This is a genomic window from Sphingomonas chlorellae (assembly GCF_056485145.1).
The window spans coordinates 349,434-373,489 of record NZ_JBQXXM010000004.1 but is presented as its reverse complement, the minus strand read 5'-3'; the positions used below and the strand labels follow the sequence as shown (position 1 = coordinate 373,489).

23 protein-coding genes are annotated in these 24,056 nt (G+C 68.7%); 12 read left to right on the top strand and 11 right to left on the bottom strand.

Going from position 1 to position 24,056, the window contains the following annotated elements; all coding sequences use genetic code 11:
- Positions 1–80 precede the first annotated feature (80 nt).
- The 3 genes from ACT3CF_RS13145 to ACT3CF_RS13135 all read right to left on the bottom strand — a co-directional run bounded on the left by ACT3CF_RS13145 (position 81) and on the right by ACT3CF_RS13135 (position 1,799).
- Complete coding sequence (locus ACT3CF_RS13145) at positions 81–1,100, bottom strand: DUF6976 family protein (protein ID WP_478423434.1); 1,020 nt, start codon at positions 1,098–1,100, stop codon at positions 81–83.
- A complete protein-coding gene (locus ACT3CF_RS13140; protein WP_478423432.1) occupies positions 1,078–1,287 on the bottom strand; it encodes a hypothetical protein in 210 nt (69 codons plus the stop codon). Before ACT3CF_RS13140 ends, ACT3CF_RS13145 begins: the two co-directional genes overlap by 23 nt.
- A 281-nt stretch (positions 1,288–1,568) precedes the next feature.
- Entirely contained in the window at positions 1,569–1,799 is a 231-nt protein-coding gene (locus ACT3CF_RS13135; RefSeq protein WP_478423430.1) for a zinc-finger domain-containing protein, read from the bottom strand.
- Positions 1,800–1,865: 66 nt separating this feature from the next.
- Between ACT3CF_RS13135 and ACT3CF_RS13130 the strand changes: the two genes are divergently transcribed.
- Positions 1,866–2,780: an ABC transporter ATP-binding protein gene (locus ACT3CF_RS13130; protein WP_478423428.1), complete on the top strand. Its 915-nt coding sequence runs from the start codon at positions 1,866–1,868 to the stop codon at positions 2,778–2,780.
- Positions 2,781–2,803: 23 nt separating this feature from the next.
- On the opposite strand, the gene ACT3CF_RS13125 is transcribed toward ACT3CF_RS13130, so the two are convergent.
- Together ACT3CF_RS13125 and ACT3CF_RS13120 are read right to left on the bottom strand one after the other, a co-directional pair.
- Entirely contained in the window at positions 2,804–3,343 is a 540-nt protein-coding gene (locus ACT3CF_RS13125; protein ID WP_478423426.1) for a hypothetical protein, read from the bottom strand.
- Between the two features lie 108 nt (positions 3,344–3,451).
- Positions 3,452–4,360 carry a CE1 family esterase gene (locus ACT3CF_RS13120; protein WP_478423424.1) on the bottom strand — a complete coding sequence of 303 codons (909 nt, stop codon included), beginning with the start codon at positions 4,358–4,360 and terminating at the stop codon, positions 3,452–3,454.
- Between the two features lie 92 nt (positions 4,361–4,452).
- Here ACT3CF_RS13120 and nadB point away from each other — a divergent pair, with 92 nt between their 5' ends.
- The 4 genes from nadB to ACT3CF_RS13100 all read left to right on the top strand — a co-directional run bounded on the left by nadB (position 4,453) and on the right by ACT3CF_RS13100 (position 11,665).
- Positions 4,453–6,042: an L-aspartate oxidase gene (gene nadB, locus ACT3CF_RS13115; protein WP_478423422.1), complete on the top strand. Its 1,590-nt coding sequence runs from the start codon at positions 4,453–4,455 to the stop codon at positions 6,040–6,042.
- Positions 6,043–6,169: 127 nt separating this feature from the next.
- Positions 6,170–7,303 (top strand): serine hydrolase, encoded by a 1,134-nt coding sequence (locus tag ACT3CF_RS13110; RefSeq protein WP_478423420.1) that lies wholly within the window; start codon positions 6,170–6,172, stop codon positions 7,301–7,303.
- 80 nt (positions 7,304–7,383) lie between these two features.
- A complete protein-coding gene (gene polA / locus ACT3CF_RS13105; protein ID WP_478423418.1) occupies positions 7,384–10,140 on the top strand; it encodes a DNA polymerase I in 2,757 nt (918 codons plus the stop codon).
- Positions 10,141–10,177: 37 nt separating this feature from the next.
- Positions 10,178–11,665 carry a lipopolysaccharide biosynthesis protein gene (locus tag ACT3CF_RS13100; RefSeq protein ID WP_478423416.1) on the top strand — a complete coding sequence of 496 codons (1,488 nt, stop codon included), beginning with the start codon at positions 10,178–10,180 and terminating at the stop codon, positions 11,663–11,665.
- Between the two features lie 45 nt (positions 11,666–11,710).
- Here the strand turns inward: ACT3CF_RS13100 and ACT3CF_RS13095 are convergent, their stop codons facing one another.
- Positions 11,711–12,082 (bottom strand): tRNA-binding protein, encoded by a 372-nt coding sequence (locus ACT3CF_RS13095; protein ID WP_478423414.1) that lies wholly within the window; start codon positions 12,080–12,082, stop codon positions 11,711–11,713.
- A 124-nt stretch (positions 12,083–12,206) separates the two neighbouring features.
- On the opposite strand from ACT3CF_RS13095, the gene ACT3CF_RS13090 reads away from it, so the two are divergent.
- The 6 genes from ACT3CF_RS13090 (at position 12,207) to purH (ending at position 18,927) form a co-directional block, all read left to right on the top strand.
- Entirely contained in the window at positions 12,207–12,392 is a 186-nt protein-coding gene (locus ACT3CF_RS13090) for a DUF3008 family protein (protein WP_478423412.1), read from the top strand.
- Between the two features lie 171 nt (positions 12,393–12,563).
- Complete coding sequence (ung, locus tag ACT3CF_RS13085; protein ID WP_478423410.1) at positions 12,564–13,268, top strand: uracil-DNA glycosylase; 705 nt, start codon at positions 12,564–12,566, stop codon at positions 13,266–13,268.
- A 54-nt stretch (positions 13,269–13,322) separates the two neighbouring features.
- Positions 13,323–14,795: a S41 family peptidase gene (locus ACT3CF_RS13080; RefSeq protein WP_478423408.1), complete on the top strand. Its 1,473-nt coding sequence runs from the start codon at positions 13,323–13,325 to the stop codon at positions 14,793–14,795.
- Between the two features lie 103 nt (positions 14,796–14,898).
- Positions 14,899–15,558 (top strand): ribulose-phosphate 3-epimerase, encoded by a 660-nt coding sequence (gene rpe, locus ACT3CF_RS13075; RefSeq protein ID WP_478423406.1) that lies wholly within the window; start codon positions 14,899–14,901, stop codon positions 15,556–15,558.
- Positions 15,555–17,288, top strand: a complete 1,734-nt coding sequence (locus ACT3CF_RS13070; RefSeq protein ID WP_478423404.1) for a heparinase II/III family protein — start codon at positions 15,555–15,557, stop codon at positions 17,286–17,288. Before rpe ends, ACT3CF_RS13070 begins: the two co-directional genes overlap by 4 nt.
- A 70-nt stretch (positions 17,289–17,358) precedes the next feature.
- Positions 17,359–18,927 carry a bifunctional phosphoribosylaminoimidazolecarboxamide formyltransferase/IMP cyclohydrolase gene (purH, locus tag ACT3CF_RS13065; RefSeq protein WP_478423402.1) on the top strand — a complete coding sequence of 523 codons (1,569 nt, stop codon included), beginning with the start codon at positions 17,359–17,361 and terminating at the stop codon, positions 18,925–18,927.
- 290 nt (positions 18,928–19,217) lie between these two features.
- On the opposite strand, the gene ACT3CF_RS13060 is transcribed toward purH, so the two are convergent.
- Positions 19,218–19,628: an EVE domain-containing protein gene (locus tag ACT3CF_RS13060; protein ID WP_478423509.1), complete on the bottom strand. Its 411-nt coding sequence runs from the start codon at positions 19,626–19,628 to the stop codon at positions 19,218–19,220.
- A gap of 130 nt (positions 19,629–19,758) precedes the next feature.
- Between ACT3CF_RS13060 and ACT3CF_RS13055 the strand changes: the two genes are divergently transcribed.
- A complete protein-coding gene (locus ACT3CF_RS13055) occupies positions 19,759–20,034 on the top strand; it encodes a DUF3297 family protein (RefSeq protein WP_478423400.1) in 276 nt (91 codons plus the stop codon).
- 91 nt (positions 20,035–20,125) lie between these two features.
- Here ACT3CF_RS13055 and ACT3CF_RS13050 read toward each other — a convergent pair whose 3' ends face one another.
- The 4 genes from ACT3CF_RS13050 to ACT3CF_RS13035 all read right to left on the bottom strand — a co-directional run bounded on the left by ACT3CF_RS13050 (position 20,126) and on the right by ACT3CF_RS13035 (position 24,051).
- Positions 20,126–21,670: a methyl-accepting chemotaxis protein gene (locus ACT3CF_RS13050; RefSeq protein ID WP_478423398.1), complete on the bottom strand. Its 1,545-nt coding sequence runs from the start codon at positions 21,668–21,670 to the stop codon at positions 20,126–20,128.
- Positions 21,667–21,948, bottom strand: coding sequence for a hypothetical protein (locus ACT3CF_RS13045; protein ID WP_478423396.1), 282 nt, complete (start codon positions 21,946–21,948; stop codon positions 21,667–21,669). Before ACT3CF_RS13045 ends, ACT3CF_RS13050 begins: the two co-directional genes overlap by 4 nt.
- A 193-nt stretch (positions 21,949–22,141) precedes the next feature.
- On the bottom strand, positions 22,142–22,945 hold the full coding sequence (locus tag ACT3CF_RS13040; RefSeq protein WP_478423394.1) for a LytR/AlgR family response regulator transcription factor: 804 nt from the start codon (positions 22,943–22,945) through the stop codon (positions 22,142–22,144).
- Entirely contained in the window at positions 22,942–24,051 is a 1,110-nt protein-coding gene (locus ACT3CF_RS13035; protein ID WP_478423507.1) for a sensor histidine kinase, read from the bottom strand. The genes ACT3CF_RS13040 and ACT3CF_RS13035 overlap by 4 nt, the downstream gene beginning before the upstream one ends.
- Between the last annotated feature and the right edge of the window lie 5 nt (positions 24,052–24,056).

Here is a 24,056-nt window from a genome sequence, read left to right as displayed (position 1 = left end):
CCAATCCGTGTCGCCGGAGCGCTGATCGGCGGGATGCGGGCGGCGCAACCCCGGCGCGCCGCCCGTCCCGCCGCCCGTCCTTACAGTCCGCGCACGCGCACCAGCGTCTGGTTGAGCAACTGGTAGGCGATCTCGCCGAAGGTGATCGGCCCGGCGGTGCCGCCGATCGCCTTGCCCGCCAGCTCGCCGAACAGGAAGTTGAGGATGCAGTTGCACGACCACAGCGTCCCCTCCGCCGGGCGCGCCGCCAGCGCGTCGCGGAAGCGCCCGGCATAGTCCGCCACCGGCGCGGCAAAGCGATAGTCGACGCCCGGGAACACCGGGGCATAGAGCGTCACCGTGCGGCTGGCGGCGTCGATCGACCGGATCGACGCATTGACGTGCGCGCCGCCGAAATCGCCGATCAGCGGCAACTGGCCGTCGGCCCGTCCGCGCGCCGCGACATAATCGGCAAAGTTGGTGCGCACCCCGTTCACCTCGCACGCGCCGGGCGTGAACGACGTCTCGTCGAAATGGATGACGTCGCCGTCGTCGGGGGTGAACAGGTTGACGATCTCCACCGACACCAGCGCGTCGGCGGGCAGCCCGACGTGCAGCACGACTGCCCGGTCGCGCGATGCGATGCCGGTGCGCCCGTCATAGACGCGGGCATGGGCGCCCGGCTCGTCCAGGTCGAAACCCGCGATCCACCCCACCGTCGGGCGCAGGAACGCCTGGGGATAGCTCGCCGCCTCGGTCGCGAACCGGCGATGGCATTCCGATTCGGCGGGCAGGATCGCCAGCGCAAAGCCGTTGTCGGGCGCCTCGCCCGAAATCCGCTCGAGCTCGTCGGCGGCATAGCTTGCGACCGAAACCTGCGGCGCGGCCGAAAAATCGGTGACGAACACGCGGTCGTCGCCGATCACGGTGCCGCCGTCCTCGGTCATGAAATAGGGCGTCGTTCCGCCGATCCAGTTGCCGGTCGGCAGCCGGTCGAGCGCCGCCGGACGCCCGGCGATGCTCAGCGGCGCGCCCGCGCGGATCAGCGCGGCGGCATCGGCGATCGACATCAGCGTGTTGATCTGGCGATGCTCCAGATTATGCGAATTGGGAGATTTCATCGGCCAGACCCCGTTCCCACTTGAGGAAGAATTCGTGAACTTCGCGCGCCTTTTCGGGCACGGGCGCCGGGCTTCGTTCAAGCCGCTTGACCATCATCTGCACGCCCAGGTTGCTCGTCCGGATGCGTGCCAGCCCGCCGCCGGCAAGTCGCTGCCAACAGGGGGATTCGGGGGGTGGAATTGCCATGGCCTCCATGTCCGCTGGTACCGGCGCGATACGCTGCGCCGCGGGCGATGGTGCGCGACGGGGGCTTAGGCAAAGATGACCGGGGGGCTCCGCGCGTCTCCGCTACGGGACAGGCCGATTGCGGGCTTTTGCGGAAGCCGGCGGCGACGGGACGCGCCGCGGGGGCCGTGCGCATCGCGTGCAAGATCGCGTGCAAGGGGGCGCACGCCGCCGGTCCGCCCGCGACGGGGCGGCGGCGGTTGCGGTCGCCCGGCCGCGTGCGGCGGCCGGGGCAGGGGGGATCAGGCGCTCGCGCCCGCCGGGTGGTCGGGCAGTTGCGACTGGTCCGCGCCGTCGGCGGGACCGCCGATCAGCACGAAGCGGCGGTCGCAATAGCCGCAGTCGACATAGCCATGCTCGTCGATCTGGAGATAGACGCGCGGATGGCCGAGCTGGGGCGGCAATCCTTCCCCCGTGCCGTCGCATGCGACACGGGCGGTTTCGGTGCGGATCACTTCGGGCGGCGCAATCATGCCATGCGCCCTAGCAAAGCGCGCGGGGGCTCGCAATCGCGGGCGCACCGCCTTATTGGCCGGGACATGACCCAGGCTGCCATCGCGATCCAGCAACTCTGCAAGACCTATCAGGGCGGCAAGCGCGCGCTCGACGACGTCAGCTTCGACGTGCCGCGCGGTTCGATCTTCGGGCTGCTCGGGCCGAACGGCGCCGGAAAATCGACGCTGATCAACATCCTGGCCGGGCTGGTCAACAAAAGCGCGGGCAGCGTCTCGATCTGGGGCTTCGACATCGACGCGCATCCGCGCAACGCCAAGGCGTCGATCGGCATCGTCAATCAGGAGATCGTGTTCGATCCCTTCTTCACCCCGCGCGAGACGCTGGCGATCCAGGCGGGGCTCTACGGCGTCGACCGCCGCCGATTCGATCCGATGGCGCTGCTCCGCGCGGTGCATCTCGAGGACAAGGCGGACGCCTATTCGCGCACGCTGTCGGGCGGCATGAAGCGGCGGCTGATGGTGGCCAAGGCGATGGTCCATTCGCCGCCGATCATCGTCCTCGACGAACCGACCGCGGGCGTCGACGTCGAACTGCGGCAACAGCTCTGGGCCTATGTGAAGCAGCTCAACGCCCAGGGCGTCACGGTGGTGCTCACGACGCACTATCTCGAAGAGGCCGAGGCGCTGTGCGACCGCATCGCGATCATCAACCACGGCCGGCTCATCGCCAACAAGCCGACGCGCGAGCTGCTCGCGATGGCGCAGGAAAAGGCGGTGGCGATCACCGTCGACCGCGACATCGACCACATGCCCCCCCATGCCTCCTTCCAGAAGGTCGAGGCCAAGGGGCGCACGCTCGTCATCACCTATCGCAAGGATCAGGCGAATGCGGGCGAGGTGCTCGGCGCGGTCCAGGGCGCGGGCTTCGGCATCGTCGACGTCTCGACGCGCGAGGCGGATCTGGAGGATGTGTTCCTGAATCTGACGCGGGCGGCGTAGGGGGGGGAGCTTCGCTTTCGATGTTAGGATTTAGGTGGCGCACTAGGCGGCGATGTGCTTGGCCATTTGGGACTTTTCAACTCTGCGCCGCTTAGTATGTCGATGATCGACTTCATGATCTCGGCGAGGAAATTGCGCAGATCATTACGCTCTTCTTCAGTTGCCGACCTTCCTTCGACATTGTTGGCCATCGAATCGAGCATTGCACGTGTGTGCGACAATATAAAATTCATCGCGACGAGGTGGCGAGCTGTTGATCGGCTCCCCTGATTGTCAAGCTCGTAAATTGGAAAACGACTTATCTCGTCCGTTACGGACAATATAGAAAGCGCGGCAGTACGAAAATTTATAGATATGAGTGGCAGATAGGCCGAGGTTCGGTAAAAACTTTCTATGACCTCGTGCCCATTTTCGAGAATGCGCTTTCCACTCGCTTCCAACTGTCGCTTCCTGCGCCAAATTGGCATGAAGGCAGTGAAGTATGCGAGGCCAAAAGCCAAAAGCGCGCCAGCAAACTGAGCCCAACCTGCAAGTTTGTCATGAGCTTCCAGCCACTCGATCACGCGAACATCCTCATGTTTGCAGCCAGCAGTGTGATAGAACAAATGGCTCTATAGAAGCCAATATCCCTCTGCTGTTGTCATTTAGCAGCGACACTTAGAGGGAGGCAGTCACCGCCGATGCGCGGCGAAAAACGCCCACATCGCCTCGTTGTCCGCCACCCAGACATGACCGGCGCCGTGCTTCACCCGCCCGGCCACATCCGCGCCGCCCGAGCAGCGGGTGAAGCGCTCTTCCTTAACGTCGGCCGACACCTCGCGCTCCACCGGCCCCACCCGGCACCCGTTCAGGTCCGCCCAGCGGCCCAGCGCGGTGTGCATCGTGTACTGCCAGTATCCCGCGCCGCCGCCCTGGATCGGGTTGGTCGTGTCGGCATCGCCGGCGAAGGCGAGGACGGGCATCGGCCGTGCGGGCGTGCAGGTCGCGGGATCGGGGACGCGCGGCTGGTCCTTGCGCGGATTGCCCGCGCGCAGGCCGACCACCGGCGCGATCGCGGCAAAGCGGTCCGCCGCGACGCAGCCGAGCCACGACGTCATCCGCCCGCCGCCCGAATAGCCGGTGGCATAGACGCGGCTGCGGTCGATACAGCCCCGGGCCGCCAGCCGGTCGATCGCCGCCGTCACGAACGCGACGTCGTCGGCATCGTCCGGACCGGGCACCTTGCCCGTCACCGTCGGCACGCCGGGGATGTTCCACACGAAGCCGCCTTGCGCCGCGATGCCGCCGTCGGGCGCGGCGAGCAGGAAGCCGTGGCGATCGGCCGTCGCCGCCAGCTTCGATTGCGCCAGGATCGCGCGGCCGTCGCCGGTGCTGCCGTGGAACACGAACACCAGCGGGCGCGGGGCCGTGCCTCGTGCGGCGGGCACATGCACCAGCATCGACCGTCCCGTGCCCGCGATCGCCACCGTCGCCGTCGTGCCGGGCGTGCCCAGCCGGCACCCCGCCGCCTGCGCCGTCCCGCTAGCGCCGATCAGCGTCGCCATGCCCATCAGCCAGTGCCACCGCATCCGCTTTCGCATCCGCTTTCTCCTCTCGCGCCCGGTTATGGCCGAAGGCCGGGGATTGCGAAACGGGCGGCATGCGCGCTTTAAGCGCGGCGAAGGAGCAGCATTTGTCCGACACTGATCATCGCAGCGACGTCCTCGTCATCGGTTCGGGCGCCGCCGGGCTCACCGCCGCGCTCAACCTCGCCGCGCGTTTCCGCGTGACGGTGCTCGCCAAGGGCGGCTTTGCCGAGGGTTCGACCGCCTGGGCACAGGGCGGCATCGCCGCGGTGCTCGAGGAAGGCGACACCTTCGAAAGCCATATCGAGGACACGATGATCGCGGGCGTCGGCCTCAACGACCGCGCGACGGTCGAGATGGTCGTCGAAAACGCGCCCGCCGCGATCGAGCGGCTCGTCCGGCTCGGCGTGCCGTTCAACACCGAGGGCAAGGCGCTCCACCTGACGCGCGAGGGCGGGCACAGCCACCGCCGCATCGTCCATGTCGACGACGCGACCGGGCTTGCGGTCCAGACCGCGCTGCTCCGCGCGGCCCAGGCGCATCCGAACATCACGCTGGTGCCCGACATGGTGGTGATCGACCTCGCCACCAGCCGCCACGAACGCCGCTATTCGGGCGCGGGCAATGTCTGGGGCGTCTATGCCTTCAACCGCCGCACCAACCGCGTCGAGCTGTTCACCGCGCGCGCGACGGTGCTGGCGACGGGCGGGGCGGGGCGCACCTATCTCTTCTCCACCGCGCCGCGCGGCGCGACGGGCGACGGCATCGCGATGGCGTGGCGCGCGGGCGCCCGCGTCTCGAACATGGAGTTCATGCAGTTCCACCCGACCTGCCTCTACGATCTCGAGGTCAAGAACTTCCTGATTACCGAGGCGGTCCGCGGCGAGGGCGGGCATCTGCGCATCCCGGGCAGCGGCCACCGCTTCATGCCCGATTTCGACCCGCGCGCCGAACTGGCCCCGCGCGACATCGTGGCGCGCGCGATCGACCACGAGATCAAGCGGCTGGGGCTCGATTATGTCCATCTCGACATCAGCCACATGGGCGCCGATTTCGTCCGCCAGCATTTCCCGACGATCCACGCGCGGCTGCTCGATCTCGACATCGACATGACGAAGGAACCGATTCCCGTCGTCCCCGCCCAGCATTATACCTGCGGCGGCGTGGTGATCGACCGCGACGGCCGCACCGACCTGCCGCACCTCTATGCCGCGGGCGAGGTCAGCCAGTCGGGGCTCCACGGCGCCAATCGCCTCGCCTCGAACTCGCTGCTCGAATGTTTCGTGTTCGGCGAGGCGGCGGCGAACCACATCGCGGCCAACTGGGGCGATCTCGCGCCGCCGCCGGCGATCCGCCCGTGGGACGAAAGCCGCGTCGCCGATTCGGACGAGGAAGTCGTCATCAAGCAGAACTGGACCGAGATCCGCCGCTTCATGTGGAACTATGTCGGCATCGTCCGCACCACCAAGCGGCTCGAGCGCGCCGCGCACCGCATCAAGATGCTGCGCGAGGAAGTGAACGACTATTACGGCCATTTCCGCGTCACGCCCGACCTGATCGAGCTGCGCAACCTGCTCGAAAGCGCCGACCTGATCGTCCGCTCGGCGCTGCACCGCAAGGAAAGCCGCGGGCTCCACTACACGCTCGACTATCCCGAAACGCACGGCGTCGCCGCCGACACGGTGCTGGTGCCGTGACCGTGCGGCGCGCGATCCTTGTCCGGGGCGCGGGCGTTGCGCCGTTCGTCGCATTTGCGGGATCGTTCGTCGCATTTGCCGCGTCGCGGGTTTGTTCCGCCGTGCCCTGCGGCCCATGCTTCAGGGCATGGGCAAAAGGCCGGGTGCAGTGAATAAAGTCGTGGGTTTCTCGCCGATTGAGCGCGCGTTGACCGTCGCGGGGCTCGGGCCCGCGCTTCTGCTCGGATGTGCGGTGCACGAGGATGCGCGACTCGCCGCCTATCTGCCCGCCCCCACCTATGCCGCGCTGCTCCCGCTCCCGGCCTTCGCCGCGGCGCGTCCCGCTCCGCCCGCCCCGGCGGGCCTCGTCACCGGGCTCGATGCCGCGACGCGCGGTTTCGACGGCGTGTTCGGCGTCGCGGTGGTCAGCATCGACGACGGCTGGGTCGCCACCGCCGCGAGCGCACAGCGCCGCCTGCCGCAACAGAGCGTCAGCAAGCTGTGGGTCGCGCTCACCGTGCTCGACGCGGTCGATCGCGGCGAGCTGCGGCTCGACGATCCGCTCACCATCACCCGCGCCGATTTCACGCTGTTCCATCAGCCGGTGGCGGCGCTCGTCCGCGACGATCGCGGCTATACCAGCACCGTGGGCGAGATCATGCGCCGCGCGCTGACGATGAGCGACAATACCTGCAACGACAAGCTGCTGCGCCTCGTCGGCGGCCCCGATGCGGTCCGCGCCTTCATCGCGCGCAAGCAGCTCGGCGCGATCCGCTTCGGCCCGGGCGAAAAGCTGCTCCAGGCCGGCACCGCCGGGCTGGTGTGGAAACCCGAATATTCGATGGGCAACGCCTTTGCCGTCGCCCGCGCCCGCCTCGCGCCCGAGGTGCGGCGCGCCGCGCTCGACGCCTATGTCAAGGATCCGCCCGACGGCGCGGCGCCGGTCGCGATCGCCCAGGCGCTCGCCCGGCTCAAGCGTGGCGAGCTGCTCTCGGCGGGGTCGACCGCCTGGCTGATCGCGACGATGCAGAGCTCGCACACCGGGCGCCAGCGGCTGCGCGGCGCGGTGCCGCCGGGCTGGTTCTTCGGGCACAAGACCGGCACCGGGCAGGATCTCGGCGCGCGCACCGCGGGCTATAACGACGTCGGCGTGCTCACCGCGCCCGACGGCCGCTCCTATGCCGTGGTGGTGATGATCGGCGACACCCGCCGCCCGATCCCCGAACGTCAGGCGCTGATGCAGCGCGTCGTCGGCGCGGTCGTCGCCAACCATTCGTCCTGACGCGCTGATCGCCGCCGCCCTGCGCGCGGGGGCGACAAGCCCTCTCGCCCGCCGCGCATCGCGCTGCTAAGCCCGGCGCGATGCCCAACCACCTCTATCTGGTCGACGGCTCGGGTTATATCTTCCGGGCCTATCACCGGCTTCCGCCGCTCACCAACCGGCACGGCGAGCCGGTGGGCGCCGTCTATGGCTATACGACGATGCTGTGGAAGCTCGCCGATGCGCTGCACAAGGCCGACGGGCCGACGCACATGGCGGTCATCCTCGACAAATCGTCCAAGACCTTCCGCAACGATCTCTACGATCGCTACAAGGCCAACCGGCCGCCGCCGCCCGAGGATCTGGTCCCCCAGTTCCCGATGATCCGCGACGCCACGCGCGCCTTCTCGCTGCCCTGCATCGAGGAGGCGGGGTGGGAGGCCGACGATCTGATCGCCTCCTATGCCAAGGCCGCGCTCGCCCAGGGCTGGCTCGTCACCGTCGTCAGCTCGGACAAGGATCTGATGCAGTTGATCGAGCCGGGGCTCGACCTCTACGACACGATGAACAACCGCCGCCTCGGTGCCGAGGCGGTGGTCGAGAAGTTCGGCGTCGGCCCCGACAAGCTCGGCGAGGTGCTCGCGCTGATGGGCGACAGCGTCGACAACGTCCCCGGCGTCCCCGGCATCGGGCCGAAGACGGCGGCCAAGCTCATCCAGGAATATGGCACGGTCGAGGGGGTGCTCGCCGCCGCCCCGACGATGAAGCCGTCCAAGATGCGCGAGAACCTGATCGCCAATGCCGATCTCGCGCGGCTGTCGCGCCGGCTCGTCACGCTCGCCTGCGACGTGCCGCTGCCGCACCCGCTCGAGGAAATGGTGCTTCAGGGCATCCCGGAGGCGCCGCTGCGCGCCTTTCTCGAACATCACGGCTTCAAGTCGCTCGTCAACCGCCTGTCGAGCGTCGCCGACGCGCCGGTCGAAAGCCCCCAGCCGGTCGCGCTCCCCGACGATCCGCCGTGCGACCATGACGGCTATGAAACCGTCGTCACGCTCGACGCGCTCGATCGCTGGATCGCCGATGCGACGCGGCAGGGCTTCGTCGCGGTCGATACCGAAACGACCGAGCTCGACGCGATGCGCGCCGGGCTGTGCGGCGTCAGCCTCGCGCTCGCGCCCAACCGCGCCTGCTACATCCCGCTCGCGCATGTCTCGACCGACATGTTCGCCGAACGCCCCGAACAGCTCGATCCCGACGCCGTGCTCGCGCGGCTCAAGCCGCTGCTCGAGGATCCGGCGGTGCTCAAGATCGGGCACAACCTCAAATACGACATGACCGTGCTGGGTCAGCGCGGCATCGCGGTCGCGCCGTATGACGACACGATCGTGATGAGCTTCGATCTCGATGCCGGGCTGCACGGGCACGGCATGGACGAACTCGCCGCGACGCACCTGTCGCACGCCTGCATCGCGTTCAAGGACGTGGTCGGCACCGGCAAGAAGGCGCTCGGCTTCCACGAGGTCGATCTGCGCGCCGCGACGCGCTACGCGGCCGAGGATGCCGATGTCACGCTGCGGCTGTGGCGCCGGTTCAAGCCGCGGCTGGCGTTCGAATCGGTGACGACGGTGTACGAGATGGTCGACCGTCCGCTCGTCGGCGTGATCGCGGGCATGGAGCGCGCGGGCGTCAAGGTCGATGCCGCCGCGCTCGCCCGGCTGTCCGAAAGCTTTTCGGGCCAGATCGCCGCGCTCGAGGCGCAGATCCACGAAATCGCCGGCTTCGCCTTCACCATCGGCAGCCCCAAGCAGCTCGGCGACGTGCTGTTCGAGAAAATGGGGATCAAGGGCGGGCGCAAGGGCAAGTCGGGCGTCTATTCGACCGACGTCAACGAGCTCGAACGCATTGCCGCCGACCGCGATTCGCCGGGGCGGGTGATGGCCGAAAAGGTGCTCGAATGGCGCCAGCTCACCAAGCTCAAATCGACCTATACCGACGCGCTCCAGGCCCAGATCAATCCCGATACCGGCCGCGTCCACACCAGCTACAGCCTCACCGGCGCGCAGACCGGGCGGCTGTCGTCGACCGATCCCAACCTCCAGAACATCCCGATCCGGACCGAGGTGGGGCGCCAGATCCGCGACGCCTTCGTGGCGGAGCCGGGCAATGTCATCCTCGCCGCCGACTATTCGCAGATCGAGCTGCGGCTGGCGGCGCACATCGCCGACGTTCCCGCGCTGCGCGAGGCGTTCGCGCGCGGCGACGACATCCACAGCATGACCGCGATGGAATTGTTCGGCGAGGTCAACCGCGACACGCGCGGCCGCGCCAAGACGATCAACTTCGCGATCCTCTACGGCATCTCGCGCTGGGGACTGGCGGGGCGGCTCGACGTCACGCCCGACGAGGCGCAGGCGATGATCAACCGCTATTTCGAACGCTTTCCGGGGATCAACCGCTACATCGCCGACACGCTGCGCGAGGCCAAGGAACGCGGCTACACCACGACGCTGTTCGGGCGCAAAACGCATTTCCCGCGGCTCAAATCGTCCAATCCCAACGAACGCGCGGGCAGCGAGCGCGCCGCGATCAACGCGCCGATCCAGGGGACCAGCGCCGACATCATCAAGCGCGCGATGGTGCGCATGGGGCCGGCGCTGGCCGAAGCCGGGCTGCCCGACGTCCGCATGCTGCTCCAGGTGCATGACGAACTCGTGTTCGAACTGCCCGAGGGCGATGTCGCGCGCGCGCGCCCGATCATCGAGGCGGTGATGGCCGGCGCGGCCGAACCCGCGGTCCGGCTCAGCGTGCCGCTCGCGGTCGAAATCGGCGTCGGTCCCAGTTGGGGGGCGGCGCATTGATCGTCGGGTCGGCGGCGCGGCGGGAGTGCGTGCGTCCGTGAGCGAGGGGCAGGATATCCACACGCTCGCCAAGGGCGGGCGCACCAACATCCTCGGGTTCATCCTTCGCCTCGCGGCGCGGCTGCCCTTCCTGTTCATCGCCGGGCGCGCCTATGGGCCGGAAATCGTCGGCCGCTACGCGATCGTCGTGCTGGTGATCGAATTCGCCGCGCTGATCGCGACGCTGGGGCTCAAGCGCGGGCTGGCGCAGGCGCTCGCCGCGACCGACCGGCCGCACGCGCATGTCGTGTGGGACGCGATGGTGGTCGCGTTCCTCGGCTCGCTCGTCGCCAGCGCGGTGCTCATCCTCTTTCCCCAGGCGATGTATCCCAACAGCGAGGTGATGGGGCTCGAACGGCTGCTGCCGCTCGTCATCTTCGCCACGGCGGCGTCCGACGTCGCGCTCTCGGCGCTCGCCTATCGCCACAATATCGGCGCGGCGGTGACGGCGCGCGCGGTGATCGAACCCTGGACGATCAGCATCGGCGCGTGGCTGTTCAGCTATGTCTCGTCGCGCGACGGGCTCATCATCGCCTATGTCGTGTCGATGACGGCGGCGCTGATCGCCTCGCTCGTGCCCTTCGTCCGCGAATTCGGGCTGCCGCACGGCTGGCGCCCGCGCCCGGCCGACATCGCCGCGCTCGCGCGCCGCAACGCGCCGCTCGCGGGGGCCGATGCGATCGAATGGGCGACGCGCAACGTCGATCGCTTCATCCTCGGGCTGCTCTTCGCGCCGGGGGTGGTCGGCGTCTATTACATGGCGCAGCAGGTCGCCTCGGTGCCGCAACGGCTCAAGTCCAGCTTCGACCCGATCCTCGGCCCGGTCATCACCCAGAGCCTTGCGGTCGGCGACCGCAAGGCGGTGGCGCGCCAGGTGCGCCAGGTCGGCTTCTGGATCACCAGCGCCCAGGCGGGGCTGTTCGTCGTGTTCGCGATTCCGGCGGAGGGGATCATGGGGCTGCTCGGCCCCGAATTCGTCGTCGGCGCGGGGGCGCTGTGCGTGCTGCTCGCGGCAGAGATGTTCGCGTCGACCGGCGCGGTGTGCGAAAGCGCGCTCGTCTATATCGCGCGGCATCGCAACCTCGTCATCTCGGTCGCGGTGCTGATGCTCCAGGTGGCGCTCAGCTTCGGGTTCGTGTTCGCCGCGCGTGGCTTCGGCTGGCCCGAACCGTGGCAGGCGGCGGGGCCGGCGCTTGCGCTCGCGGTGTCGCTCACGATCGGGTCGGCGGCCAAGGCGCTGCTGCTCCGCCGGCTGCTCGGCGCGGCGGTGGCGACGGTGCGGCCCAGCTTCTTCGCCGCGATCGCGATCGCCGCGCTCGTCGGCGCGGCCTTCACCACGCTCGCGCCGCGCTACGAATGGGCCGAACTGGCGTTCGGCATCCCGGCGATCCTCGTCACCTATCTGTTCGTGATGATCCGCTTCGGCTTCGGCCCCGCCGACCGCGCGCTCTTCCGCCGCATGCCGCGCCCCGAAGACCCGGCCTGACCCGCCCCGCGCGTGCGGATCGGCGCGCGCGGGACCGTCTCGGCGCTAGAACAGCCGGCCGCCGTTGGGCACCGGCTGCGACGGCTGCACCAGCACGACCTTGCCCTCGGCGTCGGGAAAGCCCAGCGTCAGCACCTCGGACATCGTCTTGCCGATCTGGCGCGGCGGGAAGTTGACGACCGCGGCCACCTGGCGGCCGGGCAGTTCCTCCAGCGTGTAATTCTCGGTGATCTGCGCCGACGACCGCTTGATGCCGATCACCGGGCCGAAATCGATCGCCAGCCGATAGGCGGGCTTGCGCGCCTCGGGAAAGGGCAGCGCCTCGACGATCGTGCCGACGCGGATGTCGACGGCGAGGAAATCGTCAAAGGCGATCTGCGGCGCGGCCTCGGCGGCCGGGTCGTGGTGGACGTGCATGGATTGCCGGCTCCTTGCGGCTCGACTGGACGGGAACGTGCCCCCGCCGGGCGGACGGGCGGGAACGCGGCGCCCAGCATCGGGGTTGGTTGCGGCAAGTCAAGTCCGTTCAAGGAGTTGTGCCATGCCCGCCAGATCCGCCGCCCAGCAAAAGGCCGCCGGGGCCGCCCTGTCCGCCAAGCGGGGGGACACCCCGCGCGGCAAGCTCAGGGGCGCCTCGAAGCAGATGGTCGATTCGATGAGCGAAAAGGAACTCGAATCGCTCGCCCACACCCGTCGCAAGGGCAAGCCCGAGCATGTGAAGGATTGAGGCGCGGGGGGCGATTTCCTACGCCGTCACCGCGTTCCGCCGAACGGCGCGATTGCGCGCGTTCATGGCGGTTTTCGTCGCCCGATTGCCGCCGAACGGCGCCGATTGCGCGCGGAATGCGGCTTTCGTGCCGCCGTTGACAGCCCTCGCGGCTTGCGAAAAGACGGGCCGATGGGCGAGATCAAGCTGCATCCGAGCTGGCGCGCGCCGCTCCAGGACGAATTCGACAGCCCGTACATGGCGGCGCTGCGTTCCTTCCTGCTGGCCGAAAAAAGCGAGGGAAAACGGATATTTCCGGCCGGAAGCGAGTGGTTTCGCGCGCTCGACCTGACCCCGCTCGACCGGGTGCGCGTGGTGATCCTCGGCCAGGATCCCTATCATGGCGAGGGCCAGGCGCACGGGCTGTGCTTCTCGGTGCGCCCCGGCACCCGTATCCCGCCGAGCCTGGTCAATATCTACAAGGAGTTGCAGGCCGATCTTGGCATACCCCCGGCGCGCCACGGCTTCCTCGAACCCTGGGCCCGCCAGGGGGTTCTCCTCCTCAATTCGGTCCTCACCGTCCGGATGGGCGCCGCCGCCTCGCACCAGGGCCGCGGCTGGGAACGCTTCACCGACGCCGTGATCCGCCTCGTCAACGCCCGCCCCGAACCCGTCGTGTTCATGCTCTGGGGCAGCTACGCGCAGAAAAAGGCCGCTTTCGTCGATTCGATCGACCGCGGCGGCCGCCATCTGGTGCTCAAGGCCCCGCATCCCTCGCCCTTGTCGGCGCATTCGGGCTTCTTCGGCTGCCGCCATTTTTCAAAGGCGAACGCCTTTCTCGAAAGCATCGGCCAACCGCCGATCGACTGGGCGCTGCCCGCCGATCCCATGGGATGACATCGCCTTCGCGGCTGTGCTAGCCTCAAGTAAAACAGAGGGATATCATCCGTGATGCGCAAGTCTTTGGGTGTATTGACCAGCCTCGCCATGGTCCTTTCCGCGTGCAGCGGGGGCGGCGGCAGCAGTGGCAATACGGCTGTTCCCGGCGGTACGGGCGGTTCGAATACGCCCGGCGGCACCGCAACGCCGACGCCCACCGCCGGCTGTACGCTGCGCGAACGCCAGGACTGGGTCACCGCGCAGATGCGCGAATGGTATCTCTTCCCCGATACGCTTCCCGCCAATCCCAATCCGGGCGCCTATTCGAACGTCAGCGACTATCTCGATTCGCTCACCGCTACGGCGCGGGGGCAGAACAAGGATCGCTACTTCACCTATCTGACCTCGATCGCCGAAGAGAATGCCTATTACAATTCGGGCGCCAGCGCCGGCTTCGGCTTCCGCCTCGCCTCGGACGCGACCGGCCGCCGCGTCTTCGTGATCGAAAGCTATGAGGACACGCCGGCGCTTCGGGCCGGGGTCGACCGCGGTGCCGAAATCGTCGCGATCGGCACCAGCGCCGGAACGATGCGCACCGTCAGCGACATCGTGTCGCGCGAGGGGCTCGACGGCGTCACCAACGCGCTGGGGCCGTCGACGGTGGGAACGACGCGCGTGCTGCGCATCACCGACGCCACGGGCACGCGCGACGTCAACCTCGCCAAGGCCGATTACGCGATCAGCCCGGTCTCGAACCGCTATGGCGCGCGCATCCTCGACAATGGCGGGACCAAGGTTGGCTATGTCAACCTGCGCACCTTCATTTCCACAGCCGACCCGCAGCTGCGCGACGCATTCGCCAATTTCCGCGCCAATGGCGTGACCCAGGTGATCGTCGACCTGCGCTACAATGGCGGCGGGCTGCTTTCGATCGCCGAACTGATGGGCGACCTGATGAGCGGCGGCCGCAGCGCCGGCGACATTTTCGACTATGTCTCGTTCCGCCCCGAAAAGACCAGCGAGAACAGCAGCCACAGCTTCCAGGCGCTGCCCCAGTCGATCGCCCCGACCCGCATCGCGTTCATCGGCACCGGCGCGTCGGCTTCGGCGAGCGAACTCGTCATCAACGCGTTCGTCCCCTATCTGCACAGCAACGCCGCGCTGATCGGCACCAACACCTATGGCAAGCCGGTCGGACAGATCGCGATCGATCGCAGTGCGTGCGACGACCGGCTGCGCGTCATCGCCTTTTCGCTCCAGAATGCGGCGCGCGTCGGTGACTATTACAACGGCCTGGCGAACAAGGTCGAGGCGAGCTGCCAGGCGGTGGACGATCTCGGTTATCCGCTCGGCGACCCGCGCGAGGCTTCGGTCAGGAGCGCGCTCGACTTCCTTGCCGGGCGCAGCTGCACGCCGATCACGGCAAGCGCCGCCGAGGCGGGCGGCCGTTCGGCGCAGTCGACCAAGCTCAGCTTTGCCGAGCGCGTGTTGCTGATGCCGACGCGACCGGCGCCGGTGCAGCGTGAGGCCCCCGGCACCTTCTGAGGCGCTCAACCTCGCCGCCGGACGCGTCATTCGGATGTCCGGCGGCGACGATTCGTCACCCACCCGTTGCGCGTGATTCGCGCGGTGCGTAAGGACGGAGGCCATGTCTCAGGTCCGCATCGCCCCTTCGATCCTTTCGGCCGATTTTGCCCGGCTTGGCGAGGAAATCCGTGCCATCGACGCCGCGGGTGCCGACTGGATCCATGTCGACGTGATGGACGGCCATTTCGTTCCCAACATCACCATCGGCCCGGCGGTGATCAAGGCGCTGCGCCCGCACACCGCCAAGCCGTTCGACGTCCATCTGATGATCGCTCCGGTCGATCCGCTGCTCGCCGCCTTTGCCGATGCGGGCGCGGATACGATTTCGGTTCACCCCGAGGCCGGGCCGCATCTGCACCGCACGCTTCAGACGATCCGCGCGCTCGGCAAGCGTGCCGGCGTCGTGCTCAACCCGGCCACGCCGGTCGATGCGGTCGCGCATGTGCTCGACCTTGTCGACCTGATCCTGGTGATGAGCGTCAACCCGGGCTTTGGCGGACAGAAGTTCATCGCCAGCCAGCTTCCCAAGATCGCGACGCTGCGCCGGATGATCGAAGCCACCGGGCGCGCGATCGACCTCGAGGTCGACGGCGGTGTCGACCGCACGACCGCGCCGCAGGTGATCGCCGCGGGCGCCGATGCGCTGGTGGCCGGGACCGCGACCTTCCAGGGCGGCCCCGACTGTTATGCCGACAATATCGCCGCACTGCGTGCCGGATGACCGATAACGCCCGCGGCCCCGCCGCCGACGGGGTCGAGGAAGGCAAGCGGCTGATCCGCGTCGCCGGCGAGCGGGGCATCAGCCTTGCCGAGCGGCTGGCGCGCCATTTCGAACGGCTCGCCTGGTTGACGCCGCTGCCGGCGATGCGGCTGCGCGGCCGCCACCCGCTGAAGCTGATCGCGGTTCCCGACGACCCCTTCCTCGGCGACCTCGAGGGCGGCAACGCGCTGCTCGACGGCGTGATCTGGCACCAGGGCGAAGAGCGGATCCTCGCGACGCTCGATTTCGCGCGGCCCGACTGGTCGGCGCGCTTCGACGATTATCTTCAGGGCTTCGGCTGGCTTCGCGACCTGTCGAGCGTGACCACGCGTGCGGTCGGGGTGCCGATCGCCGAGGCAATCATGCAGCGCTGGCTCGCCGTGCACGGCGAAAAGGTCAGCGAGGCGGCGTGGCGGCCCGAATATTGCGGCCGGCGGCTGCTCGCCTGGACGGCGCACGCGCCGTTGATCCTTTCGAGCAGCGACCTGGTCTATCGTTCGTCGCTGATGCACGCGCTCGCCCGGACCGCGCGGCATCTCGACCGGAGCTGGGAGCGGGCCCCGATCGGTGCCCCGCGGCTGGCCGCGGCGGCCGGGGTGGTGGTGGCTGGGCTGGTGCTGCCGGGCGGCGACGCGCGCCGGTCCGCCCATGAAGCCGTGCTGCGCCGCGCGATCGAGCAGTCGGTGTTCGAGGAAGGGGGCGTCGTCTCGCGCGCACCCGATGCGCAGGTCGAGGCGATCCAGCTGCTCACGCTCGTCGCGGAAACCTATGCCGCGCGGCGCGCCGAACTCCCCGAGTTCATCGAGGCGACGCGCACGCGGCTGGTGAGCGCGCTGCTGGGGCTGTGCCATGCCGATCACGGGCTTTCGAGCTGGCAGGGCGCCGCACCGCTCGATGCCGAGCGGATCGGCCAGATCGTCGAGGCCAGCGGCGTGCGTACCCGGCCGCTCAAGCAGTCGCGCGAATGGGGCTATCAGCGGCTGTCTGCCGCCAAGACGGTCGCCGTCCTCGACGGCGCGCCGCCGCCGCTGGCGCGGCTGATCGCCGGGGGCTGCGCCTCGACGCTGGCGTTCGAGCTTTCCGACGGTCCCGACCGGATCGTTGTCAACTGCGGCGGCGGGCGTGCCGCCGATGCGCGGATGCCGGCGGCGCTTGCCAAGGCGCTGCGGGCGAGTGCCGCGCATTCGACGCTGGTGCTGCACGACACCAATTCGACCGCGATCCATGCCGACGGCACGCTGGGGCGCGGCGTCACCGAGGTCGAGGTCTCGCGCGTCGAGGCCGACAATGCCAGCCGGATCGAGGCCAGCCACGACGGCTATGCCCGGCGGTTCGGCTTCGTCCATCGCCGGTTGCTCGCGCTGTCGCACGACGGGCGCGACCTGCGCGGCGAGGACATGCTGTTGCCGGTCGGCAAGCGCCGCCAAAAGGGCAGCCAGCCCTTTGCCGCGCGCTTCCACCTGCATCCCGGGGTCGAAGCGACGCCGACCGCCGACGGCCAGGCGGCGATCCTTCGCACGGCGAGCGGGCAACTGTGGCAGTTCCGCGCGCGCGGCGGCACGCTGGCGATCGAGGAAAGCCTGTGGATCGACCCCGACGGCCAGCCGCTGGTCAGCCAGCAGCTTGTCATCAACGGCGAGACTCCGCCGGGCGGCGCCACGGTGAGCTGGATCTTCCACCGCGGCAAGTGACGCCCGCGCATGCGGGACCGACGCACTTTGGACTTGCCGTGGCCGCGCCGATTCGGGATGGGGGCGGGCCATGGACCAGGTAACGATCAAGCGCGCCCTTCTCTCGGTCTCTGACAAGACCGGGATCGTCGAACTCGGACAGGCGCTCGCCGCGCTCGGAGTCGAACTCGTTTCGACCGGGGGCACCGCCACCGCGCTCCGCAATGCGGGGCTTACGGTGCGCGACATTTCGGACCTCACCGGCTTTCCGGAGATGATGGACGGGCGCGTCAAGACGCTGCACCCGATCGTCCATGGCGGGTTACTGGCGGTGCGCGACAATGCCGAGCATGTCGCGGCGATGGCAGCGCACGGGATCGGCGCGATCGATCTGGTGGTCGTCAACCTCTATCCGTTCCAGCAGACCGTGGCGCGCGGCGCCGAGCGCGACGAGATCATCGAGAATATCGACATCGGCGGGCCTTCGATGGTCCGTTCGGCGGCCAAGAACCACGATTCGGTCGCGATCGTCACCGACCCGGCCGACTATGCGCTGGTGATGACCGGCACGACGACGCTGGCCGACCGCCGCCGGCTCGCCGCCAAGGCCTATGCCGCCACCGCCGCCTATGACGCGGCGATCGCGAGCTGGTTCGCCTTTGCCGACCAGGGCGAGGCGTTTCCCGCCACGCTGCCCGTCGCGCTCACCCGCGCCCAGACGCTGCGCTATGGCGAGAACCCGCACCAGTCGGCCGCGCTCTACCTGCCGCAGGGCGGCGCGCGCGGCATCGCCCAGGCCGAGCAGCTTCAGGGCAAGGAACTGAGCTACAACAACTATAACGACGCCGACGCGGCGCTGGAGCTGGTCAGCGAGTTCCGCGACGGCCCGCCGACCGTGGTGATCGTCAAGCACGCCAATCCGTGCGGCGTGGCGACCGGCGCGACGCTGCTCGAAGCCTATCAGGCGGCGCTGGCGTGCGATTCGGTATCGGCGTTCGGCGGCATCATCGCGGTCAACCGCAAGCTCGACCGCGAGACCGCCGAGGCGATCGCGGGCATCTTTACCGAAGTCGTCGCGGCGCCCGATGCCGATGAAGACGCGCGCGCGGTGTTCGCGGCGAAGAAGAACCTGCGCCTGCTGCTGACGGGCGAGCTGCCCGATCCGGCGCGGCCCGGGCTGATGCTCAAGTCGATCGCGGGCGGGATGCTCGTCCAGTCGCGCGACAATGGCCGCGTGACGCGCGACCAGCTGAAGGTCGTCACCAAGCGCGCGCCGACCGAGCAGGAGCTTGCCGACTGCCTGTTCGCGTGGACGGTGGCCAAGCACGTCAAGTCGAACGCGATCGTCTATGCCAAGGACGGCAGCACCGCCGGGATCGGCGCGGGCCAGATGAACCGGCTGGAAAGCGCACGCATCGCGGCGTGGAAGGCGAAGGACGCCGCCGAAAAGGCCGGATGGACGACGCCGCGGACGATCGGTTCGGCGGTGGCGTCGGACGCGTTCTTCCCCTTTGCCGACGGGCTGCTCGCCGCGGTCGAGGCGGGGGCCACCGCGGTGATCCAGCCGGGCGGGTCGATCCGCGACGAGGAAGTCATCGCCGCCGCCGATGCGGCCGGGCTGGCGATGGTGTTCACGGGGATGCGCCACTTCCGCCATTGAGGCCGGGGCGCCGCGCGGCGTCCGGCAACGTGAGCGGATCGAAAAGGCGTCGGGGCGCAGGCCCCGGCGCCTTTTTCGCGGCTTGCGGGCGGGGGCGCGGCCCCTGAAGCTTTTCGGGCGCGAATGCGGCGAAGTTTATGAAGTTTAGGGTCTCCGCGCGTGAGCCGGCCAAGCGGCGCGGCGCACGCAGGCGCGCGTTCGGAGGAAACGGACGGCGTCAAAGAGCGGTCCGGAACATATGGGGATCGTGCCCATGCCCGCAAGGCCGCGCCGGCGCGGGTCCGCCGCGATCAGTCGGCGAGCCCGCCCGCCATTTCGAGCAGCACCGCCCATTCCTCGGCGCGGACCGGCGTGACCGACAGCCGCGACTGACGCAGCATTTCGAGCGTCGCGAGCCGGGGTTCGGCCTTGATGTCGGCGAGCGGCACCGCGCGCACGAGCCGGGCGACGGGGCGCACCGAGACGCTGGCCCATTTGCCGTCGTCGCCGTCGGGTTGCCACGCGCGCGTGATTTCCATCACGCCGACCGCGGCCTTTTCCTTGTTCGAATGGTAGAAGATCGCCTGGTCGCCCGGCTGCATCGTCTTGAGGAAGTTGCGCGCGGTATAGTTGCGCACCCCGTTCCATTCGGTCGCACCCTCGCGGATGAGATCGTCCCAGCCATAGACATCGGGTTCGGAGCGCAGGATCCAGTATTGCATCGCCGCGAGCGATACCCGCACCCGCCCCCCGATTTCAATGCGGCTGGTGGCGCCGCGCGCAGGCGCAGCGGGCGCGGCGGGGCGATGTGCGACTTGCCAGCGGCGCGCGTTGGCGGCAAAGGCGCGGGGCATGAGCGATACCCCTCCCGACCGCCTGTCGGTCAACCCGAAGAGCCCCTTTTATGACGAAGCGCTGCTCCAGCGCGGCGTCGGCATCCGCTTCAAGGGCGCGGAGCGGCACGATGTCGAGGAATATTGCATTTCCGAAGGCTGGGTGCGCGTCGCGCTGGGCAAGAAGGTGGATCGCAAGGGCCAGCCGCTGACCGTCAAGCTGAACGGCCCGGTCGAGGCATGGTTCGAACACGCCGCCGACGCCGCCGCCACCGACGAGGGCGCCGAGGGCTGATCCCCCGGCGCCGCGGGCCGCCAACCGGCGCCCGCCCGCCCCGTCCGCCGACGACGCCGCCGCGCGCCGTGACGGGCCGGGCGTTGCGCGATCAGGCCGCGAGGCGTTGCGGAACGCGCGCGGCCGCCGCGGCAGGTTCGACCTGGAAGCGTTCGGCGCGCGACACCAGCGCCTCGACCTCGTGCATCAGCGTGCGCGCGGTTGCCGATGCCTGTTCGACCATCGCCGCATTCTGCTGCGTCGCCTGATCGACCGCGGCGACGTTGCCGCTGATCGCGCCGATCGCCGACGCCTGTTCCTGATTGGCCTGGGCGATCGCGCCGAGTTCGCGATGCACCTCGCCGACATTGTGCGCGATCGAATCGAGCGCGGTATCGACATTGCCGACCGCCTCGACCGCATGGCCGATATCGCCCTGGGTGACGGTGAGCTGTTCGCGGGCGCGCTTCGCCTCTTCCTCGGCGCGCATCGCGAGTGCCGAGACGAGGTCGGCGACGACGGCGAAGCCGCGGCCCGCCTCACCCGCACGACCGGCCTCGACCGCGGCGTTCATCGCGAGCACGCGCGTCTGGAACGCGATCTTGTCGACGCCCTCGATCACCGTGTCGATCCCGCGCGCGCTTTCGGCGACGCGACGCATCGCCTGGACGACGACATCGGCGACCGCGCGGCTTTCGCGCACCGTCCCGATCGCCTCGTCGGCGCGCGCGACGAGCGTTTCGGCGGCGCCCGCCGTCGTCTTGAGCTGGCCGTCCATCCGCACCGTCGCCTGGTTGGTCTCGTCGAGCCGGTGCGCGGTGGTTTCGGTGCGGCGCGCCAGATCCTCCGACGCGGCGCTGATCTCGGTCGCGCCGGTGCGGATCGCGCGGGCGCTTTCGCTGACCGCGCCGAGCAGCTCGCGCAGCCGGGCGAGCGTGGTTTCGAAATGCGCCTCGAGCACCGAATAGGCCGCGGGCAACCGGCCGCGCAGCGAGAAGGTGAGGTCGCCCGCGGCAAGCGCGCCGAGGCTGTCGCCGATCGTCGAGACGACCGATTCGAGCTCGGCGGCCTGCGCCGCGCGCGACTGGGCGGTCGCATGTTCGGCGGCGGCGCGTTCGTCCGATTCGCGCTGGAGCGCGTCGAGCAGCGCCGCCATCGCGTGCGTGAGGTAAACGAGCGCGACGGTTTCGGCGATCAGGATCACCGCATGGAGCAGGATGCGCGCGAAGCTGCCGCCGTTGAGGAACACCCATTGCGGCATCGCCATGCCGAGCACGAGGTGATGCACCGCGACCACGCCGGCGGCGGCGATGAGCGCGCGCCAGTCGCACAGCACCGCGCTGGCCGCGAGCGCCGCGAAGAACAGCATGTGCAGATCGGTCTGCCAGAGCTGACCCTGGAACAGGAACAGCATCAGCGCCGGCTGGGCGACGACCGCGGTGCTGACCACCATCCGCGCCTGGGCATCGGTGCGCCCGTGCGCGGCGACCCACAGGGGATAGGCGGGCAGCGCGAGCGTGAGCAGGATCGCCACCGCCTGATTGTCGACCTGAACGAACAGCGCGCCTGCGAGCGAGGCGATCATCATCGCCGCCATCAGCACCGCCAGCAGGCGCATGCCGGTGCGGCGCAGCATCTCGAGTGAAACCTGGTTCATTGCGCACCCTTTTGTGCCGGTGCGCACAGGCGCGGCCGGCCGTTGATTGGCAAAAATCCGTGACGCAGCGCCGCCCCGACCAGCGGCCAGCGTTCGCCGACCGCATAGAAGGAGCCCGGCAGCGGGCCGGGGCCGGCGCGCGCGGCGCCGATGCCGAGCGCGTCGGCATCGAGCGGCGCGGCGATCGGTCCCAGCGGCACGAGCAGCATCGGCCCGTGTTCGGCAGGCGCGAAGGCGAGCGCGCCGGCGGCGAGGACGAGCATGAGCTGTGCGAGCACGGCGGGGCCGAACGCCGTTCGTCGGCCCCGTCGCCGGGGCGCTGCATCCGGTTGCATCTCCCCTTTTTAGAAGGAGCGCGGCGCCGGGTGCGGGGATATTTCCGCTTTTTTGCAGGAGGTCCGCGGCGGGCGGACCGGACGCCGGGCGCCGCGTTCGCCGGTCAGCCCGGCGACGCAGCGGCCGACAACGCGATCAGTGGACGAAGCGTGCCACGACGTCGCGATACGAACGCGATACCTTCACCTGCGCGCCCGAATCGAGCACGAGGAAACATTCGCCGTTGGTGTGCGGCTTGACCTGGCGCACCAGGTCGAGATTGACGATCGTCGAACGGTGGACGCGCTGGAAACGGCGCGGGTCGAGGCGTTTTTCCAGGTCCTTCATCGTCTCGCGCAGGACGAGATTATTCTCGCCGGTGTAGATCACCATATAGTCGCCCGCCGCGTCGATCCGTTCGATCGTGTCGACGTCGACGCGGAAGATCTGGCCGCGATCCTTGATGTTGATGAGCTTTTCGAAGCGGTTGGCGGCGACCTCGGGCGCTTCGGCGGTGCCCAGTTCCTCGACCGCGTCGGGCGCGACCTCGGCCAGCACTTCCTTGAGCTTCTCGACCTCCTCGACCCCGCGCTTCTGCGCGAGCCGCTGGCGGACGCGATCGAGCGTGTCGGCGAGGCGCGCGTCCTCGACCGGCTTCATCAGATAGTCGACCGCCTGCGCCTCGAACGCGCGGATCGCATGGTCCGAATAGGCGGTGACGAAGACGAACAGCGGCGGTTCGACCTCCATCAGCCCCTGGACGACCGAGAAGCCGTCGAAGCCGGGCATCTGGATGTCGAGGAAGACGAGGTCGGGCTTGTGCGTCTTGATCGAGCGGATGGCCTCGCGGCCGTTTGAGCATTTGTCGATGATTTCGACATCCTCATGGGCCTGGAGCCGCAGCTCCAACCCCTGAATTGCCAGGGGTTCATCGTCAACGAGGATGGTGCGGATGGTCATGCGGCCTCTCGGTTCGGTTCCTCAAGCTGGAACGGTATCTCGATCTCAACGCTGAAACCTTCCCCGGGTTTCGTTCGCGTCTCGAAACGATGGTCAGGCCCGAAAGCCTGCGCCAGCCGTTCCCGGATATTGGCGAGCCCCACGCCGGTGGAGAGCGTCGGCCGCGGCTTTGCTTCGATCAATCCTGGGCCCGTGTCGGATACGGCGATCTGCACCCTATCGCCGACGAGCCGAGCGGTGACGGTGATGTCGGCCCCCTCCTCCTGCGGGGTCACGGCATATTTGATCGCGTTTTCGACGAGCGGTTGGAGCAGCAGCGACGGCAGCCGCGCCTTGGCGCAGCGCAAATCAATGTCGAAATGCGGGCGCAGCCGCTCCTCGAATCGCATCTTCTCGATCTCGAGATAGAGCTTGAGCGTCTCGACCTCCTGCGCGAGCGTGACGTGCGCGGTGGGCTCGTTCGCCAGCGTGTAGCGCAGGAACGACGACAGCCGCGACAGCATGACGTTGGCGCGCTCGGTCTGCTTGAGGAGCACGAGCGTCGAGATCGAGTTGAGCGTGTTGAACAGGAAGTGCGGGTTGAGCTGATAGCGCAGCATCGCGAGCTGGGCATGGCTCGCCTGGTTCTCGAGCACCTGCATCTGGTCGATCTGGCGCTCGACGATCAGGTAGAAGTTGATCCCGAAATAGAGCGCCGACCAGCCCGCAAGCACGGTGAAGTTGATGAACACCGTGCCCACCACGAGCGGCAGCGTGATCCCCGGCTCGGCATTCTTGATGAACGAGTAGGTGAAGGCATCGAGCGTCGAATAGACGATCGTCGCCGAGGCGAGCGTCGCCAGCGTGAGCAGGATGCCCGTGATCCGCGGCATCTGGCGATACACGCCGTACAGCGTCGAGAGCAGCAGCGTGAGGCAATAGCCCACGATCGCCTCGATGATGACCGCGATGATGCCGTCGAGATTGAAGCCGTTCGAGATGCTGACGACCGCGCGCAGCAGCAGATAGCCCGTCCAGCCCGAGGCCTGGAGGATCCAGAAGGCACGCGCCTTGTCTTCGAAAAAGGGGCGCGAGAGAAAGCCCGGCTTGTCGTTCGGCTGCGGCATCAGCC